This is a genomic window from Streptomyces sp. RLB3-17 (assembly GCF_007113425.2).
In the GTDB taxonomy this organism is placed as follows: domain Bacteria; phylum Actinomycetota; class Actinomycetes; order Streptomycetales; family Streptomycetaceae; genus Streptomyces; species Streptomyces mirabilis_D.
Map to the genome: position 1 here is coordinate 3,042,076 of NZ_CP041610.2, position 17,737 is coordinate 3,059,812.

Annotated in this window: 16 protein-coding genes; 8 read left to right on the top strand and 8 right to left on the bottom strand. The window is 71.7% G+C overall.

Annotated features, from left to right (window positions below; translation table 11 throughout):
- Positions 1–180: 180 nt before the first annotated feature.
- The gene (locus tag FNV62_RS14195; RefSeq protein ID WP_144315259.1) at positions 181–1,350 is read left to right on the top strand and encodes a glycosyltransferase family 39 protein; all 1,170 of its coding nucleotides are present in this window, start codon (positions 181–183) and stop codon (positions 1,348–1,350) included.
- 239 nt (positions 1,351–1,589) lie between these two features.
- Complete coding sequence (locus tag FNV62_RS14200; RefSeq protein ID WP_097284069.1) at positions 1,590–2,630, top strand: phosphatase PAP2 family protein; 1,041 nt, start codon at positions 1,590–1,592, stop codon at positions 2,628–2,630.
- Between the two features lie 161 nt (positions 2,631–2,791).
- Here the strand turns inward: FNV62_RS14200 and FNV62_RS14205 are convergent, their stop codons facing one another.
- Positions 2,792–3,007 (bottom strand): I78 family peptidase inhibitor, encoded by a 216-nt coding sequence (locus FNV62_RS14205; RefSeq protein WP_075027802.1) that lies wholly within the window; start codon positions 3,005–3,007, stop codon positions 2,792–2,794.
- A gap of 414 nt (positions 3,008–3,421) precedes the next feature.
- Here FNV62_RS14205 and ctaD point away from each other — a divergent pair, with 414 nt between their 5' ends.
- Positions 3,422–5,116, top strand: a complete 1,695-nt coding sequence (gene ctaD, locus FNV62_RS14210) for a cytochrome c oxidase subunit I (RefSeq protein WP_060902258.1) — start codon at positions 3,422–3,424, stop codon at positions 5,114–5,116.
- On the opposite strand, the gene FNV62_RS14215 is transcribed toward ctaD, so the two are convergent.
- The 4 genes from FNV62_RS14215 to FNV62_RS14230 form a co-directional block, all read right to left on the bottom strand.
- Positions 4,998–6,035: a helix-turn-helix transcriptional regulator gene (locus FNV62_RS14215; protein ID WP_143607683.1), complete on the bottom strand. Its 1,038-nt coding sequence runs from the start codon at positions 6,033–6,035 to the stop codon at positions 4,998–5,000. The genes ctaD and FNV62_RS14215 overlap by 119 nt on opposite strands.
- A gap of 67 nt (positions 6,036–6,102) precedes the next feature.
- Positions 6,103–6,930, bottom strand: a complete 828-nt coding sequence (locus FNV62_RS14220; protein WP_211179565.1) for a hypothetical protein — start codon at positions 6,928–6,930, stop codon at positions 6,103–6,105.
- 137 nt (positions 6,931–7,067) lie between these two features.
- Positions 7,068–8,330, bottom strand: a complete 1,263-nt coding sequence (locus tag FNV62_RS14225; protein WP_225900835.1) for an ABC transporter substrate-binding protein — start codon at positions 8,328–8,330, stop codon at positions 7,068–7,070.
- A 48-nt stretch (positions 8,331–8,378) separates the two neighbouring features.
- Positions 8,379–8,921 (bottom strand): hypothetical protein, encoded by a 543-nt coding sequence (locus FNV62_RS14230; protein ID WP_143612938.1) that lies wholly within the window; start codon positions 8,919–8,921, stop codon positions 8,379–8,381.
- 131 nt (positions 8,922–9,052) lie between these two features.
- Here FNV62_RS14230 and FNV62_RS14235 point away from each other — a divergent pair, with 131 nt between their 5' ends.
- Genes FNV62_RS14235 through FNV62_RS14245 form a run of 3 tightly spaced genes read left to right on the top strand, consistent with a single transcriptional unit; the run spans position 9,053 to position 12,944 of the window.
- Positions 9,053–9,547, top strand: coding sequence for a hypothetical protein (locus FNV62_RS14235; protein WP_143612939.1), 495 nt, complete (start codon positions 9,053–9,055; stop codon positions 9,545–9,547).
- Positions 9,547–12,291, top strand: a complete 2,745-nt coding sequence (locus FNV62_RS14240; protein ID WP_144315260.1) for an ABC transporter permease subunit — start codon at positions 9,547–9,549, stop codon at positions 12,289–12,291. Before FNV62_RS14235 ends, FNV62_RS14240 begins: the two co-directional genes overlap by 1 nt.
- Positions 12,288–12,944, top strand: coding sequence for an ABC transporter ATP-binding protein (locus tag FNV62_RS14245; RefSeq protein ID WP_144315261.1), 657 nt, complete (start codon positions 12,288–12,290; stop codon positions 12,942–12,944). The genes FNV62_RS14240 and FNV62_RS14245 overlap by 4 nt, the downstream gene beginning before the upstream one ends.
- Here FNV62_RS14245 and FNV62_RS57070 read toward each other — a convergent pair.
- Both FNV62_RS57070 and FNV62_RS14255 read right to left on the bottom strand, forming a co-directional pair.
- Positions 12,941–13,396, bottom strand: coding sequence for a transglycosylase family protein (locus tag FNV62_RS57070; RefSeq protein ID WP_318658465.1), 456 nt, complete (start codon positions 13,394–13,396; stop codon positions 12,941–12,943). The genes FNV62_RS14245 and FNV62_RS57070 overlap by 4 nt on opposite strands.
- 100 nt (positions 13,397–13,496) lie before the next feature.
- Positions 13,497–14,186 (bottom strand): transglycosylase family protein, encoded by a 690-nt coding sequence (locus FNV62_RS14255; protein ID WP_144315262.1) that lies wholly within the window; start codon positions 14,184–14,186, stop codon positions 13,497–13,499.
- A gap of 538 nt (positions 14,187–14,724) precedes the next feature.
- On the opposite strand from FNV62_RS14255, the gene FNV62_RS14260 reads away from it, so the two are divergent.
- Positions 14,725–15,498: a hypothetical protein gene (locus FNV62_RS14260; RefSeq protein WP_097284075.1), complete on the top strand. Its 774-nt coding sequence runs from the start codon at positions 14,725–14,727 to the stop codon at positions 15,496–15,498.
- Between the two features lie 238 nt (positions 15,499–15,736).
- A complete protein-coding gene (locus tag FNV62_RS14265) occupies positions 15,737–16,144 on the top strand; it encodes a hypothetical protein (protein ID WP_060902248.1) in 408 nt (135 codons plus the stop codon).
- 63 nt (positions 16,145–16,207) lie between these two features.
- On the opposite strand, the gene der is transcribed toward FNV62_RS14265, so the two are convergent.
- Positions 16,208–17,692, bottom strand: coding sequence for a ribosome biogenesis GTPase Der (gene der, locus FNV62_RS14270; protein ID WP_097284076.1), 1,485 nt, complete (start codon positions 17,690–17,692; stop codon positions 16,208–16,210).
- Between the last annotated feature and the right edge of the window lie 45 nt (positions 17,693–17,737).

Here is a 17,737-nt window from a genome sequence, read left to right on the forward strand (position 1 = left end):
CGGGGTCCCGGACGCACGCATCAAAGGCGAGTGAGCGGCCAGAGTACGCGAGTTCCTGTCGCATACACGTGGCGGACCTCTCACGTTCTCCTTGCTGAGCATGTGGCGTACGCCACGCCCCCCTGGTGCACCACGTCCCGGACGGCCGCCCGGTTCCGCCCGCCGTCGATAATCGAGCCCGTGACCGATCTTGAGACGCCCCTCGCGACGCCGCCCGGCGCGAGCGCGCCACGCCGGGCCGCGCCCGCCCTCCTCGGGTACGCCGCGGTACGGGCCCTGGGCGTCCTCACGCTCGCGCTGTGGAGCGCGGCGAACGGCAAGAGCGCCCACACACTGCTGACGGCGCGCTGGGACTCGCTCTGGTACACCCGCGTCGCCGATCTCGGCTACGGCTACGAGGTGCGGCTGCCCAACGGTGACGTGCACTCGAACCTCGCGTTCTTCCCGCTGCTGCCCTGGCTGGAGCGGCTCGTCTCGGCGCTCACCCCTCTGTCGTACGCGGATGCCGGGCTGCTGGTCAGCACGCTGGCCTCGCTCGCCGCGGCCTGGGGGATCTTCGCCGTCGCGGACCACGTGTACGGCTCCCGCGTGGGCGTCTGCGCGGTGCTGGTCTGGGCGGTCCTGCCGGTCGGTGTCGTGCAGTCGATGGCGTACAGCGAGTCCCTGTTCACGGCGCTCGCCGCCTGGTCGCTCTACGCGGTGCTGACCGGCCGCTGGGTGACGGCCGGCCTGCTCGCCGCCTTCGCCGGCCTGACCCGCCCGGTGGGAGCCGCGGTGGTCGCGGCCCTGTGGGTGGCCGCCATCGCCTCGTTCGTGCGGGATCGGAGCGCGCACCCCGCGCACGGCGCGCCCGTGCTCCGACGCGCCCTCGGCATGCTCCTCGCGCCGCTCGGCGCCGCCGGGTATGTGCTCTGGGTCGGCCACCGCACCGGCAAGGGGCCGCTCGGCTATCTCGATGTCCAGGCGGGCTGGCGCAACGGATTCGACGGCGGGTACGCGTTCGCCCGCTTCGTGGGCGACAAGTTCACGTCATTCCCGTCGGCTCTGGCCGGCGTCGGACTGATCGTCGGAGTCGCACTGATCGTCTGGCTGTACGTGACGTGTGTACGACAGGGCCAGCCGTTGGCGCTGCTGGTGTACGCGGGGATCGTCATCGCGCTCGCCCTGTGCGCGTCGAGTTACTTCGGCTCGAAACCGCGCCTCCTGCTGCCCGCTTTCCCCCTCTTGCTCCCGCTCGCGCTGGCCCTGGCCCGACTGCGTACGTCCAGGTCAGCGCTGATTCTCGGTGGCGTGGCGTTGGCCTCCGCGCTCTACGGAGGGTTCTGGCTGAACGGCTCCGGTCCGCCATGATCCACTCGTTGACGCTCGGTGAGCGGCCGGAGAATTCCACCCCAGGATTCGGTGAACGAATTCAAAAGTGACATAAAACAGAAGCCCGAGCCGATCAATGGAATTGAAGGATCGGGGCGCCGATGATTAGAGAATCATTGGAATTAAACATCGCCCTGAGAGGAATCCCACATCACATCGTCATCACAAAGCGAGTGATTCGGCCTGGAACGCAGCTCACTCGCTGTAACGTCGATTGAGTGCGTACCGAACGAAACCTCACCCGTCTGGACCGGGTCTTCGCCCGGTTGGACCGTGAGCCGGAACGGCCGGCGAACATCGATGTGCCGAAGATGAGCAGGCACAGGGTTGTGCTCTTCGGAGCCACCCTGGCCTTCTACGTGGCCATCGTGTGGGCCGTTGCGATCACATCGTGGCTGGTCCGGTTCGACTGGCAGGTCATGTTCTTCCGGCCCTATCAGCAGTGGCCGGAGATCCACGCGTTCCTCGACTACTACGTGGTGCTGGGCCAGCGCGGCCCCACCGCCGTGATGGTCGCCGCGTGGCTGGGCTGGCGCTCCTGGCGGCAGCACACCCTGCGCCCGATGCTCACGCTGGGCGCCTCGCTGCTGCTGCTCAACATCACGGTCGGCGCCGCGAAGCTCGGCATGGGCCGCCTCGGCCCGCACTACGCCATCACGATCGGCTCCAACGAGATGGGTCTTGGCGGCGATATATTTCCTTCGGGCCACACCGCGAACGCCGTCGTGACCTGGGGAATCCTGGCCTATCTGGCCTCCACCCCGCGGGCGAGGCGCTGGCTGTCGGCGCTGTCCGCCGTGACCTCGCTCGGGGTCGGCCTCACCACCGTCTACCTCGGTACGCACTGGCTCAGCGATGTGCTGCTGGGCTGGGCCGCCGGTCTGCTGATCCTGCTGGCGCTGCCGTGGTGCGAGCCGCTGATCGCCCGCGCCGAGACCGGTCTGTTCACCCTGCGCGACGCCTGGCGCGCCCGCCGCGGCCGTGCGGTGCCCGCCCCGGCCGAGGCTCCGGTCGGCTCCCCGGTCGGTGTGCCCGTGCTGGTCAAGCAGTCGGTCCCGGTGGACGAGGAGGCTCCGGCGCGCGGGGCGCTGCCCACCGCCCGCCCGCCCCGGGCGCCGGTCTACCTGGCGCCCGGACCCCACACGACCCGCTCGGAGCGCACCCCGGTCACCCCGGTCGGCAGCCGCCGTCCACCGCACTCGGACCGTGTGGCGCGCACCACCACGACGTCGTCCGCCCGGCCGCTGACAGGCGGCTGAGGCGCAACGGACCGATCATGGAGAACAGCGGGGCCGGTACGCACAACCTCCCCGCACGGCGAAGGCCCCTGGCTCGTGAGCCGGGGGCCTTCGCGCATTCCGTGGACTCTTCGGCCTCCCGGCCCGCCTGGATCGGCGTCCGTGGATCGGCCTCGGCGGCCTCAGCCCTTCCAGCAGCGAGTCACCCGGCCGTCGGTGACCTCGAAGTTCAGCCGCCCCGTGCGGTACTCCATGGTGATGATCGCGCCGGGCGGCAGCGAGCGCACCGTGGACCAGCCGTGCTCCCGGGCGCGGTGCTCGGCGCTCCTCGCCTCCAGGCCGACATAGGCCTGCGGACTGTCCTGGGGCTCTGCGGGCGGGGTGGGAATGGGTGCCATGACCGCCACGTTAGGCGGCCGACCGCGGCGGGGGAAGTCCGGGCCGGAGACCATGCGTCACCTGTGCTCCTCCGGTCACACTTCTGTCACAGGGTCACGACACGCGTTTCGGCCGAACTCCGTCACACGTACGAGGGGTTCCGTACGTGTCCCGCACGCCTTCGAACGTAATTCGGGACTACCTTGACGCCGTCCTGAATAACCCAATGGAAAGTGCGGAGTCCCCCGGCGAGATCCCGTGGGGGAAGCCTTTCCATTCCGATTCCGGGGCATGTCGCGGAAGCTGACACCACATAGGAAATGCACGGTTCCAGCACAGAACCCCCGCACACCCTCTGTCGGAGCGCGGAGCGATGCGAGCACCACGGCGTGAGCTTCAGGCAGGCCCACGGCGCGACGGCGAAGGGGCGAGCAATGGGCACGGAGACCGCGCACGCGACGGCGCGACCCGTATACAGGAGGCGGCGGCCGGGGCGGCTCGCCGTGGACTGGCTCACCACGACGGACCACAAGAAGATCGGCCACCTCTACCTGATCACGTCTTTCGCCTTCTTTCTCATCGGCGGTCTGATGGCGTTGGTGATGCGCGCCGAACTCGCCCGGCCCGGTCTCCAGATCGTGGACAACAACCAGTTCAACCAGTTGTTCACCCTGCACGGCACGATCATGCTGCTGCTGTTCGCCACCCCGACCTTCGCCGGTTTCGCCAACGAGATCATGCCGCTGCAGATCGGCTCCCCGGACGTCGCCTTCCCCCGCCTGAACATGCTGTCGTACTGGTTCTTCCTCTTCGGCGGTCTGATCGTCCTCGGCTCGCTCATGGTGCCCGACGGACCCGCCTCCTTCGGCTGGTTCGCCTATGCCCCGCTCAACAGCCTGGAGCACTCTCCGAACATCGGCGCCGACATGTGGATCATGGGCCTGGCGCTGACGGGCTTCGGCACGATCCTCGGCGCGGTGAACTTCATCACGACCATCGTCGGGATGCGGGCCCCCGGCATGACGATGTTCCGGCTGCCGATCTTCACCTGGAACATCCTCTTCACCTCGATCCTCGTCCTCTTCGCGTTCCCGGTGCTCGCGGCGGCGCTGCTGGTCCTGGAGGCGGACCGGCGCTTCGGTTCGGTGGTGTTCGAGGCGGCCAACGGCGGCGCGCTGCTGTGGCAGCACCTGTTCTGGTTCTTCGGGCATCCCGAGGTCTACATCATCGCGTTGCCGTTCTTCGGGATCATCACGGAGATCCTGCCGGTCTTCAGCAGGAAACCGGTCTTCGGTTATCTGACGCTGGTCGCCGCGACCATGGCCATCACCGGTCTGTCGATCGTGGTGTGGGCACACCACATGTTCGCGACGGGCGCGGTGCTGCTGCCGTTCTTCTCCTTCATGTCGTTCATGATCGCGGTGCCCACGGGGGTGAAGTTCTTCAACTGGAGCGGGACGATGATCAAGGGCTCGCTCTCCTTCGAGACACCCATGCTGTGGGCCATCGGTTTCCTGGTGTCGTTCCTGTTCGGCGGTCTGACCGGAGTGATCCTGGCCTCGCCGCCGATGGACTTCGAGGTCACCGACTCGTACTTCGTGGTCGCGCACTTCCACTACGTCGTCTTCGGCACCGTCGTCTTCGCGACTTTCGGCGGCTTCTACTTCTGGTGGCCCAAGTTCACCGGCAAGATGCTCGACGAACGGCTCGGCAAGATCCATTTCTGGACGCTCTTCGTCGGCTTCCACACGACGTTCCTGGTGCAGCACTGGCTGGGTGCCGAGGGCATGCCGCGCCGGTACGCGGACTATCTGGCCGCCGACGGCTTCACGGCGCTCAACACCGTCTCGACGATCGGCGCGTTCCTGCTGGGCATGTCGACGCTGCCGTTCCTCTACAACGTCTGGAAGACGTCCCGGTACGGCACGAAGGTCGAGGTGGACGACCCCTGGGGCTTCGGCCGCTCCCTGGAGTGGGCGACCTCGTGTCCGCCGCCCCGGCACAACTTCGTCACGCTGCCCCGGATCCGCTCCGAGAGCCCCGCGTTCGACCTGCACCATCCCCAGTACGGGGCGATCCCTCAGGAGAGCGCTCCAGCGCCCGGGACAGCCGGTCCCGGGCCGTCCTGATCGCGTCGGTGAGGTCGGCCGGCTCCAGGACCTCGAACTCGAAGCCCATCAGCATCACGTGAATCACCATCACGTCGAGGCCGGCGGCGCCGGTGCGCAGGACGCAGCTGTCCTCCCCGGAGGCTTCCAGCGTTCCCGCCGAGGGGGAGATCCGCTCGACCGCCTCTGCCAGGGGCACGAAGAGCCGGACGACCGCCTGCGAGGCGTACGCGCGCGTGGAGACCCCTTGGGAGACGTACGCCGCCAGATCCTCGGCCGGTGGCGTACGGGGGGTGAAGCGGGGTCCGTGCGGAGGCGTCGGGGTGATGCGGTCGGCCCGGAACGTGCGCCAGTCGTCGCGGTCGACGTCCCAGGCGACCAGGTACCAGCGGCGTTCGGTGCACACCAGGCGGTGCGGTTCGACGTTCCGGCGGGTCGGGGAGCCGCCGTGGTCGCGGTACTCGAAGCGCAGCCGCTCACCGTCGCGGCAGGCGTTGGCGAGTTCCGTGAGCACGCCCGGGTCCACGGCGGAGGGCTGGGGGCCGCGCAGCATCGGCACGGTGAAGGCGTTGAGGGCGCTCACACGGCGGCGCAGTCGGCTCGGCAGCACCTGTTCGAGCTTGGCGAGGGCGCGTACGGAGGTCTCGCCGATGCCCTCGATGCCCTGCCCGGCGGCCGTGCGCAGCCCGACCGCGACGGCCACCGCCTCGTCGTCGTCCAGCAGCAGCGGCGGCAGCTCGGCTCCCGCGCCGAGCTGGTAGCCGCCTCCCGTGCCCGGGCTGGCGTTGACGGGATAGCCCAGCTCGCGCAGCCGGTCCACATCGCGGCGGATCGTGCGGGACGTGACGCCCAGACGGTCCGCCAGATCGGCCCCGGACCATTCGCGGTGGGCCTGCAGCAGTGAGAGCAACCGCAGCAGCCGTGCCGATGTCTCCAACATGCCGTCGAGTCTGCCAGCCCTTGCGGACAACCAGGGTCCGCAAGGTGCTCCTGGGCGCCTGGCACGGTCAGCCGGCCGCGGTGACCGTCACGGACAGATCGTTGTCCCGCGTGTAGTAGGGCCCGGCCTCCACCGGGCCGTACAGGGTCTTCACCGGCACCCTGGGGTGGATGAGGAAGGGGCGCTTGTCGGCGATGGCGTCGAGCAGCCGCGCGATCCGCACCCGGGGACCGCCCTCCCCCGCCGGGCGCAGCCACAGGTCCCAGACGCCGGGCCGCAGGGCGCCGTATGCCACCGTGAAGCCGAACTCCGTCTGCTCCACGGCCACTTCCGCGCGGATCGGCGGACCGGTCGCGTCCCGGTGGCGGACCTCGGCGTACGCGTCCGGCGCGAGGGGAACGCCGTAGACCCGGCCTCGTACGCCCAGTCCCCGCTCCCCGCGGTACAGCTCGACGGCCTCCGCGTGCGGGGCCCGCAGCCAACTGCGCACGGAGAGGTTGCCGTGCCGCGTCGCGTACGGGATGCGGACGGCGACATGGCCGAGGGAGCCGCTGGGGACCCGGGCGACGAGCGAGCGCAGGTCGTTGACGCCCGGGGCCAGCCGTCGCGGCTCGCCTCCCGCGACCTGGGCGTAGGCGTCCCAGCGGCCCTCGGGCAGGGCGACGCCGCTGGGCAGCGCGGCGCGCAGCCGGCCGTCCCCGGTGGGGGTCAGCGGCAGGCTGACCTCCTCGTGGCCCTCGCGGCGGCGCAGCACCAGGAGCGCGGCGCCCGGCTCGCCGGTCTCGGTGACGTCGAAGGTCAGTCCGCCCGCGGAGTCGGCGATGCAGTCGGCGCACGGGGGCACGGCGGCGTCCGGGTCGGCGCGGTGCCGAGCGGTCCGCGGGACCGGCGTCATCATGCGAGCGCCCTTTCGTGCGGGGCGGCACCGCCGGGTCCTCCGTCGGATCCGCCTCCTGCCGGGATAGACCCCGGGCCCGGGTGAATGGTTGCTTCTCATGTGCACATCAGGGCGCGCAGGACAGCCGAGGCACGTCAGGGCTCGTACGACAGTTGCGGCACCTCGAAGCAGTCGCTGTTCATGTCGCCCTGGGAGACCCAGCCCCTGCCGTCCTCCCAGCGGGCCACCGAGACGCAGGTCCGGCGGGTCTTCGGAGGCGTGGGCAGGCGCTCGGAGGAGACGGGGATCAGCAGGCCGTCGGCGGTGTACGGGGCGCCGCGGTTCATGAAGCGGTCGACACACGCGCGTGTGACGCCCGTTTTCGCGCAGGACTTCGCCGCGTCCGTGAACCACATCGCGGCGGCCCAGCCCTCCAGCTGCCACTGGGAGTGCGTCGGCAGGCCCTTGGTGGCGTCCCGGAACGCGCGGACGGCGGCGTCGGAGGTGTCCTCGTAGTTCCGGCTGGATCCGGTCGCCCACAGGGCGTTGCGGCAGCGCGGGGCGTCCTTGTAGTCCTCGGGGACGGTGGAGGTCCAGTTCTGCACGTTGGTGACCTTGGCGATGACCTTGGCGCCGACGTCGTCCATCGCCTTGCACAGCTGGGCGTTGCCGTGCGTGTCGAGGGCGTCGAAGACGAGGTCGGCGCCCTGGTCCTTCAGATCGGCCGCGGCGGCGCGGAAGTTGGGCAGCGCGAAATCGACCTGTTCGGTGACCACCTGGTAGCCCTCGGCCTTCAGACCCCGGGTGACGAGCCGGGCGTACGCGGCCGACGCGGACTGGTTGTAGGAGATCACGGCGGCCGTACGGGCGCCCTGGACGCGCTTGAAGTAGCGGTAGACCTCGGTGCCGCCGTACAGCTTCCCGCCCCAGCCAGGTGTTCCCTCGCGGGGCGCGAGGCTGCCGTAGATCCCGTAGAGGTGCGGATAGGTGTCGTAGGCCGCGCCGATGGGCTGTCCGCCGATGTCGGGCACTCCGGCGGCGGACACGCGGGAGGCGCCCGCGTAGTCGAGGGCGGTGGTGGCGACGAGGGCGACGACCTTGTCCTCGTCGATGAGCCGGTGCACGCACTCGTTGTCGCCCACGCCGCTGCCGCCGTCGTCGCAGGTGCGCACCTCGACCGGGCGGCCGTCGATGCCCCCGCGCGCGTTGAGGCGGTCGAAGTAGGCCTTGGCCCCGTCGCGGGGGCCGGTGAAGGCGGAGCCGCCGACGGGGCTGGTGGCGCTGGTGACGATCCCGACGCGCAGCGGGGCGGTGCTCTGCGGGGCGGGCGTGGTCCGGTGCTCGAAGTCGCTCTCGGGCAGGCGGCTGCCGCAGGCCGCCGTGCCCAGGACGAGTGCCGTGCCCAGCAGGAGCGGCAGGGCGGCGGCGAGGACTCCTTCGCGAACTCCCCTGGGGCGCACGGCGGGTCAGCAGCCGGCCGGGGTCGCGGATCCGTCGCCGCTCAGCGCGACCAGGGCGCAGAGGGTGTTGTCGGAGACCTTCCAGGTGCCGTTCTCGTAGACGGCCGTCCCGGAGGCGTTCGGCAGGGCGGTCGCGCCCTTCAGGGTCAGCGCGTAGGTCACCTCGGCCACGGCGGGCGCGGTGAACACGACCTTCTGGACCTGGGCCGCGACCTGCTGACCACGCTTGTCGCCGCTGAAGCCCTGGACGACCGCGGTCATCCTGTCGCCGTTCTCCAGGTAGTTCAGTTTGTCCTTGACGGGCACGGACGGGGAGAAGAACTTCTCCCAGTTCCGCCTGACCTGGTTCTCGGCCGCCGCCGGGTCGTCCGGACCGGTCGGGCCGGCCGACGCGCTGCTGGGCCGCTCCACGGTGGGGGTGGGCGGAGGGGTGGAACTCCCGCCGCCGCTGCTGTCGCCGCACGCCGTGAGGGCCCCGGAGAGGACGAGCGCGACCAGCGCCGCCACCCCCCGGCCGTTGTTCCGCCTGAGGTCGCTCCCGAGAACCATGCTGGCTCACCACCGGGTGTCGGTCCGGGCCGACCGCGCCCGGAGCTTTCAGGGTCAGCTTCCAGAAGGCATAGTGCAAGTCCATTGGCGGACTTGGAAGACAGACAGACACACGACGTCTGGGAGCCAGGATGCGGACATCTCGACTGCGGACCGTGCACCCCGTCCTATGGGCCGGCTGCGCCGCCCTCGCCGCCGGGGCGGTGTTGTGCGTCATCGGCTGGTACGGCGTCTCGGGCGAGCGGTACGCGGAACGGCAGTTGCCCTTCCTGGCGTCGTGCACGGTTCCCGGGGCCGCGTTGATCGTCGCGGGCGCGGTGCTGCTCACGCACGGCAGGAGCGCCCTGGCGGTGGCGCGTGTCGAGGAGTTGTACGGGCTGCTGGTGGCGGCCGAGCCCACCGACGCGGAGCGGTCCGAACAGGCCGCCGTGGCGCCGCTCGCCGTCAGCGGGGAGCTGCTGATGGTCCCCGGGGGCACGCTGTGGCACCGCGCGGACTGCCCGCTGGTCGCGGGGAAGCCCGCCGCCGTGCCGGTGGACTCGCGGGTGCTGGCGAGCGGGGAGTTGGGCCCGTGCCCGATCTGTGAGCCGCCCGCGGCCGAGCGGTCGCCCGCGCCGGAGCGGTGATGAGCGGTTCCCTGACCTACGACCTCACGCTGGCCGGGCTCTCGGTCGGCGGCGCGGCGGCGCTCACCGGGATCGGGCTGGTCGTCACCCACCGGGCGACCGGGGTGCTGAACTTCGCGCACGGCGCGATCGCGATGGTGTGCGCCTATCTGCTGCGGCAGTTCACGGTGGTGTGGGGCTGGCCGCTCGCGCTCGGTGCCGCGGTGACGCTGCTGTTGGTGGCCCCCGCGATCGGCGTGGCGCTGGAACGGTTCGTCTTCCGTCCCCTGTCCGTCCTCGGCGGCGACCCGGCGCAGACGCTGGTCGCGTCTCTCGGCGTCTTCGTGCTGCTGGTCGGCGGGGCCGCGTTGGTGTGGGGCACCGGGGCGCGCGCGGACGCGCCGACGCTGGTTTCGGCGGACCCGTGGGGGCAGTTGGCGGTCGCCGTCGCACTGGCGGTCGGGGTGGGGGGCGTGACGCGCTGGACGCGCTTCGGCACGGAACTGCGGGCCGTGGTCGACGACCGCTCGCTCGCCGTGCTCGGCGGCATCGACGCGGACCGGGTGGCCGCCGCGGGCTGGGCGTTCGGCTCCTTCACGGCGGGCCTGACGGGCGTGCTCCTGGCGCCGTACGTACGTCTCGATCCGTACGGCATGCCGTTGCTCGTCATGGAGGTGATGGCGGTGGCCGTCGCCGCCCGGATGCGCAGCCTGCCGGTGGCCGTCGTGGTGGCGCTGGGTCTCGGGGTCGCGCAGAGTCAGCTGACGCGGCTGCATCCGGCGGGCTGGGCGGAGCCACTGCTCCAGGCGGTGGGCGCGAACCTGTTCGTGGTGGCCCTGTTGGTCGCGGCGCTCGTCCTGCCGGGGATCGGCGACCGGGACGCCCTGCCACGCACGGCGACGGCCCGGGTGGCGACGCCCCCGGGCGCGTGGATCGTCGCGGTCGTGCTGTTCCTGCTGCCGCTCGGCCTCGCGGGCTCGGACCTGCACACGTCGGTGCAGGTGCCCGCGCTGGGTGTGGTGCTCCTGTCCCTGGTCGTGGTGACCGGCCGCGGCGGTCAGATCTCCCTCGGGCAGGCGGCGTACGCGGGTCTGGGCGCCCTCTTCACCGCGCTGCTGGCCGCCGGCCGCTTCCCCGGCCTGCCGCGTCTGCCCGAACTGGCCGCGCTGGCGGTGGCGGTGGTGCTGGTCGCCCCGCTCGGCGTCCTGACCGGCTGGCCGGCGATCGGCCGCCACGGCCTGGCGCTGGCCCTGGCGACGTTCGCCGTGGGGGTGGGCGTCAGCCGTTTCGTCTTCGCCCAGCCCTACGCGACCTCGGGACTGTCCCTGGACCGCCCGGCGGGCTTCGACGGCGACCGCGCGTACTACGTGCTCGAACTGGGGCTGCTGGCAGCCGCGCTGCTGGCGACGGGGGCGCTGCGCCGGGGCCGTACGGGCCGCGCTCTGGCCGCGATGCGCGACCACGCGTCGGGCGCCTCCGCGGCGGGCGTACGGGTCCCTTCGCTGAAGCTGACGGCCTTCGTGGCGGGCGCCGCCCTGGCCGCGCTGGGCGGGGGGATGCTCGGCATGGGTCTGCGCGCCTTCGACGCGACGGCGTACGACCCGGTGCGCGGGCTGCTCTGGTTCGCGGCGGTCGTGGTCCTCGGCGCCGACAGCGCCCTCGGCGCGCTGGCCGCGGCGGCGTTGCTGGTGGGGCTCGACGCGGGGGCGCGCGGCGGGGTCGCCGCGGCGCTGATCGGAGTCCTCGCCGTGTTCGTCGGCCGGTTCCCCGGTGGCCCGTACGAGGCCCTGCGCACGGCGACGTCCCGGCTCCGGCCGCGCCGCAGGGCGACGCCGACCGCGCTGGGGGCGCGGGTGCGGCGACGGCTGCGGCCGGTGGAGACGGGGCCCACCGGCCGCCCGCCCGCCGCCGGACGGCCGGACGGCACCGAACCGGAACCCGCCGCAGCGCCACCGGGCGCCGGTGACCGCCCGGGTCCCGACGGACCCACGAGGACGGCCGCAGGTCCGCGATCCGCGACATCCGGGCGGGGCACGACGTCACGCGGGCCGAGCGCTCCCCGCACTCCGGCCGTGCCGACGCCCGGATCTCTGTTCGCCCGAGGGATACGGGTCGCCTACGACGGGTTCACCGCGCTCGACGGGGTCGATCTCGAGGTCCGGCCGGGGTGGGTCACCGCTGTCGTGGGGCCCAACGGGGCCGGCAAGAGCACCCTGTTCCACTGCCTCGCCGGAACGCTCCGGCCCTCGCGCGGCCGGGTACTGTTCGGCGAACGGGACATCACCCGGCTCGCGGCGCACGCCCGGACCCGGCTCGGCATCGCGCGGACCTTCCAGCAGCTGGCCGTCTTCCCCTCGTTGACGGTCGCCGAGAACGTCCAGGTGGGGGCGGAGCAGGGCCGGATCGCCGATCCCGCCGCGGTGGAACGGGCGTTGCGGCTGTTCGGGCTCGACGGGCCGGTCCGCGCACTGCCCGCCGAGGGACTGCCGACCGGGACGCTCAGACGGGTCGAGCTGGCGCGGGCCCTCGCGGGAAGTCCGCACGTGCTGCTGCTCGACGAGCCCGCCGCGGGCCTGGACACCGCCGAAGTGACCGCGCTGGCCCGGGTGCTGCGCGCACTCGCCGGGGACGGCACGGCGCTGCTGGTCGTCGAGCACGACCTCGATCTGGTCGCCGACCTCGCCGACGTCGTCCATGTCATGGCCGCCGGACGCGTCGTCACCTCCGGACCCGCCGGCCACGTACTGGAGCGGGGGCGCGGGTGAACATCTCGCTGCGCCACGCGCGCGTGCGCTACGGCCCTCTGGAGGCCCTGCACGGCGTGACCCTGGTCGCGCCCGGCCCCGGCCTCACCGTGCTGCTCGGCCGCAACGGCTCGGGCCGTACGACCGCCCTGCGCGCCCTCGCGGGAACCGTGCCGCTGTCCGACGGCGCCGTCGTCTGGGACGGGGTGGACGTGACCCGGCTGCCCGCCTTCGAACGGGCCCGGCGCGGGTTGTGCCTGGTCCCGGAGCGTCGGGCCGTCTTCGGCTCGCTCACGGTCCGCGAGCACCTGGAGCTGACCGCGCCCGACGTCGCTCCCGCCCTCGACGCGTACCCGCAGTTGAAGCCTCTCCTCCCGCGCCGCGCCGGCACCCTCTCCGGGGGCGAGCAGCGCATGCTCGCCCTCTCCCGCGCCCTGCTGGCACACGCGCGTGTGGTGCTCGTCGACGAGCCCGCGCAGGGCATGTCACCGGCGGTCGCGGCCCGCACGTACGAACTCCTCGACCGCCTCGACGCGTGCGTGGTGGTCGCCGAGCAGCGGCTGCCGCCCGGTCTGCGCGAACGGGCGGGCCGCACGACCTACGTCCATGAACTGAGCCGGGGCTCGGTCGCGTTCAGCGGAGAGGCGGCCGAAGTGCGCCGCCGGCAGACCTAGAACGTCCGACCGGGGTTCATCACACGTGTGTGGCCCCGGAGTTTGTACCTCTTGGCACAGACGGGCCAGGCGCCCCACCCCTGGGCGCGCACCACCAGCTTGGCGACCTTGATCTGTTGCTCCCGCCGGGCCAGATCCGCGCGCGGGGCGTACCTCCGGCCGCCGAACGCCACCCAGGTGGCCTGCCTGAACTGCAGTCCTCCGTAGTGGTGGTTTCCGGTGTTCGCGTGCCAGCGCCCGCCGCTCTCGCACTTGGCGAGGCAGCCCCAGGGCCAGTGGTCCCGCGCACAGTTGTACGACACCCGCCCCGCCCACGGGCCGGAGAACGGGGACGGGGACGCGACGGCCGCCCTCGCGGGAACGAGGACGGCCAGGGTGGTGGCGACGACGGTCGCGGCCACGTACCGCATGCGCTTGCTCAACAGGGGCGATGACGTCGGCTCGAGGTGCATCGGGTCACGTTAAACAGCACACCGGGCGCGTCCGCCCCGCCGCGCCCGGGGCCCCACCCGGTCGGAGGACCGGGGAGGGGCGGCGGGGTGGAGCCGGGGCTCAGAGGTCGAGCCGCTGGCCGGGCATGATCAGGTCGGGATCACCGCCGATGACCGCCCGGTTGGCGGCGTAGATCTTCCGCCAGGTCGTGCCGTGCCGCTCCGCGATACCGCTCAGGGTGTCGCCGCCGCGGACGGTGTAGTCGCCGCGGGACGCCGCGCGGTTCGTGTGGCCGGATGCGCGCGCCGGGGCCTCGGACGCCTGTACGGGGGCCGACTTGGTGGTCGACTTGGAAGTCGACTTGAGGGCCGCCTTGGGTGCCGACTTCGTGGTGGCCGACCCTCCGGACGACGCGGCGCCCGAGGACGCGGGTGCGTTGCCGTACGCTCCGGCCCGCGCCGAACAGGTGGGCCAGGCGCCCCATCCCTGTGCGTTCTGGACCTTGCTGGCAACGGCTATCTGGGCGGCCTTGGAGGCCTTGTCGGCGGTCGACGCGTAGGCCGTACCGCCGTACGCCCGCCAGGTGCCGGCGGAGAACTGCAGTCCTCCGTAGTAGCCGTTGCCGGTGTTGATGTGCCAGTTTCCGCCGCTCTCGCACTTGGCGATGCGGTCCCACACTCCGCTGTCGGCCGCGGCGGCGTTGCCGGTCGCGGCGAGCAGTCCGAGCGGGGCGAGCAGAGCCGCCCCGGTGAGGACCGCCGTCGTACGTGTCGTACGAACCTTACGAGTGTTATCGGCACATGCGGACATGTAGTTCCCTCTCGAAACACCCGGGATCCCCCAAGACGGGGCGCGACTTCCTGCGCGTAGGACGCGGTCGTCGTGCTCCGCCCCGTCCGCCGGAGGTGGTGCTGCGAACCAGTCGTACGGTTCGGCCGGCGGACGTACCCGAGCGGTGCTCTGTGCACACGGCCGAGAAATCTATGGAGACGGTCGCCCGATATCAACCAACTCCATGTCATTCGAGGCCAGTTCACAGTTACCGCGGGTATCGGCGATTTTCAGCCACCCACTTCATAGGCTGATTTCAGGATTTGTCGACCAGCCGCTCAAGTGACCTGTGACCCACTTCACGGAACCAACTTCCTTGAACGCACACGAAGTTGGCTCGGAGTAACAGATTCCGCACAAGTGATCACCCTGCGCGTCGGATGGTTCGATTCCGTTCGCTCCCGGGCGTGACTCCGGCCACAGATCGCCCGTTGTCATCTTCATGAGCCGGGACCCCCGGATTCATGGGCCGGGAGCCACCCGGCATCGCCACGCACCGCATCCCGAGGAGCCACCCGTGCCGCGCATGCTCGACGTCAGCGACGACGTACGCGCCGAGATCGGCGACGAAGAAGCCGACCGGCTGCTCGCCGGAGAGAACGCCCCGGGCAGTTACGACTGCACGTCCTGCCGCACCCCGGGCGACTCGGAACAGGAGCGCACCAGCACCGTCCTGTTCATCGGCGACGAGACCGCCGTCCTCGCCTTCGCCCACGCCACCTGCCTGCCCTCACAGGTCGTCCAGGTCACCGAGGAGCAACTCCAGGGCGCCGTCCGCTCGATCAACCCCGACGGCATGCCCGCCCAGGCCGTGCCCGAGCAGGCCGTGCTCGGCGTCACCAGCGGACTCATCCTGATCAGCGGCGAGTTGCACCCCGCGCTCGTCGTCGAGCCCACGGGGCCCATCGTGCGGCCCGGCTCGACGGACATCGGTGACGACTTCCTGCCGCTCCTCATCGAACAGGGGTTCATGCCGGTGACCGAGCTGAGCTCGGTGCCGCCGGTGCTGCACGGGTGGTCCGTGCTGCTCGCCATGGGGCAGCTGCACGCCGTGCTCCAGCCGGGCACCGGGGGAGGGTCGCCCGTCGCCTGGTGGCAGGCGCACCAGGCGCTCCAGGTCGCGGAGAGCTGGCGGGCCGCCGCCAACAAGCACCAGCAGGTGCTGCTGTTCGCGGCGCCGGTCGGGTCGATCGGGCGGCAGCCGCGGGAGGATCTGCTGCGGGACGCGCTGGACAAGGCGGCGGCCAACGGGAAGTTGGTGGCGGCCGCGATGCCGCTCGCCGGGACGTGAGCGTTCCACCGGGGCGAGCCGGGTGCGGGGGTGCGTTGTCGGCTGCGGGTCGTGCGTGGCTGCGCGCGCAGTTCCCCGCGCCCGTAGAAGAGCGGGGCTGCGCGTGTGTTGTCGGCTGCGGGCCGTATGCGGCTGCGCGCGCAGTTCCCCGCGCCCCTGACGGGCTTGCGCCCCTGACGGGGCGGGGGAAGCAAAGGTGTGACCGCATCCGTTGGGCCGTGGGGTCGTTGGCACATACGTGCACACCTACGACGCCCCCCGCCGCCAGCCCTTCCAGCAGATCCCGGCCGCGCGATCGGCTCAGGATCCTCCGCGCGGCCCCTCGGCCACGCCGATCTATGACGCGCTCTACGCCGAGTGGGTCAGATCGTTCAAGGCCCTGCCCGGCGACCGCCACGGCGAGGACCAGCTCGGCTTCACGGCTTTCGGGATCCTGACACAGGGTTCCAGCGCGTACGGCGGATCCTCGTACCCCTCGTCGTACAGCTCCTACAGCGCGGGGGCGTACTCCGCGCGCAACGGCGGCTCCCAGCACGGTCACGGCGCGTCGACGACCGGCGTCTGGCAGCCGGTGGCGCGCCAGAGCGGTACGGGACTGCACCACATCCCGGCCGCGCTGCCGCCCGCGCCCCGCAGGGGCCTGTGAGCGGAAACGGTTGAACAGGTGAGGGGCGGCTCCCATGGGAGCCGCCCCTCACCTGTCGCTACGTCACTTCTTCTTGGTGCCGCGCTTCTCGCGCACCCGCACGGAGATGTGGATCGGCGTCCCCTCGAAGCCGAACTCCTCGCGCAGCCGGCGCTCGATGAAGCGCCGATAGCCGTGCTCGATGAAGCCGGAGGCGAAGAGCACGAACCGCGGGGGCTTGGTGCCGGCCTGCGTTCCGAAAAGGATGCGGGGCTGCTTGCCGCCGCGGACCGGGTGCGGGTGGGCGGCGACCAGCTCGCCGAGGAAGGCGTTCAGTCGGCCGGTCGGGACGCGGGTCTCCCAGCCGTCCAGGGCGTTCTCGATCGCCGGGACGAGCTTCTCCATGTGACGGCCGGTGCGGGCCGAGACGTTCACCCGGGGCGCCCAGGCCACCTGGGCGAGCTCGGTCTCGATCTCCCGCTCCAGGTAGTAGCGGCGCTCCTCGTCGAGGGTGTCCCACTTGTTGAAGGCGAGGACGATGGCGCGGCCCGCGTCGACGGCCATGGTGACGATGCGCTGGTCCTGCACGGAGATGGTCTCGGACGCGTCGATCAGGATGACCGCGACCTCGGCCTTCTCGACGGCGGCGGCGGTGCGCAGCGAGGCGTAGTAGTCGGCGCCCTGCTGGAGGTGGACGCGCTTGCGGATGCCCGCCGTGTCGACGAACTTCCAGGTGATGCCGCCGAGTTCGATGAGCTCGTCGACCGGGTCACGGGTGGTGCCCGCGACCTCGTTGACGACCACACGGTCCTCGTTCGCCACCTTGTTCAGCAGGGAGGACTTGCCGACGTTCGGGCGGCCGATGAGGGCGATGCGGCGGGGGCCGCCCACCGCGGTGCCGAAGGTCTGCGCCGGAGCCTCGGGCAGGGCCTCGAGGACGGCGTCCAGCATGTCGCCGGTGCCGCGGCCGTGCAGCGCGGACACGGGGTGCGGCTCGCCGAGACCGAGGGCCCAGAGGTACGAGGCGTCGGACTCGCCGCTCATGCCGTCGACCTTGTTGGCGCACAGGACGACGGGCTTGCCGGCCTTGCGGAGAAGGCGTACGACCGCCTCGTCGGTGTCGGTGGCGCCGACCTTGGCGTCGACGACGAAGACGACCGCGTCGGCCGCCTCGATCGCGTACTCGGCCTGCGCGGCCACGGACGCGTCGATGCCGAGGACGTCCTGCTCCCAGCCGCCGGTGTCGACGAGCTTGAAGCGGCGGCCCGCCCACTCGGCCTCGTAGGTGACGCGGTCGCGGGTGACGCCGGGCTTGTCCTCGACGACCGCCTCGCGGCGGCCGATGATCCGGTTCACCAGGGTCGACTTGCCGACGTTGGGCCGGCCGACGACGGCGAGGACGGGCAGCGGGCCGTGGCCCGCCTCGTCGATCGCGCCCTCGACGTCCTCGATGTCGAAGCCCTCTTCCGCGGCGAGCTCCATGAACTCCGCGTACTCGGCATCGCCAAGCGCCCCGTGCTCGTGCTCGGCCGGGCCGGCCGAGCCGTCGGGCTGGATGTGGTCGTTCATGAAGTCCGTACCTCGTCGTTCATCGTGGTGATCGGTGGACCACCC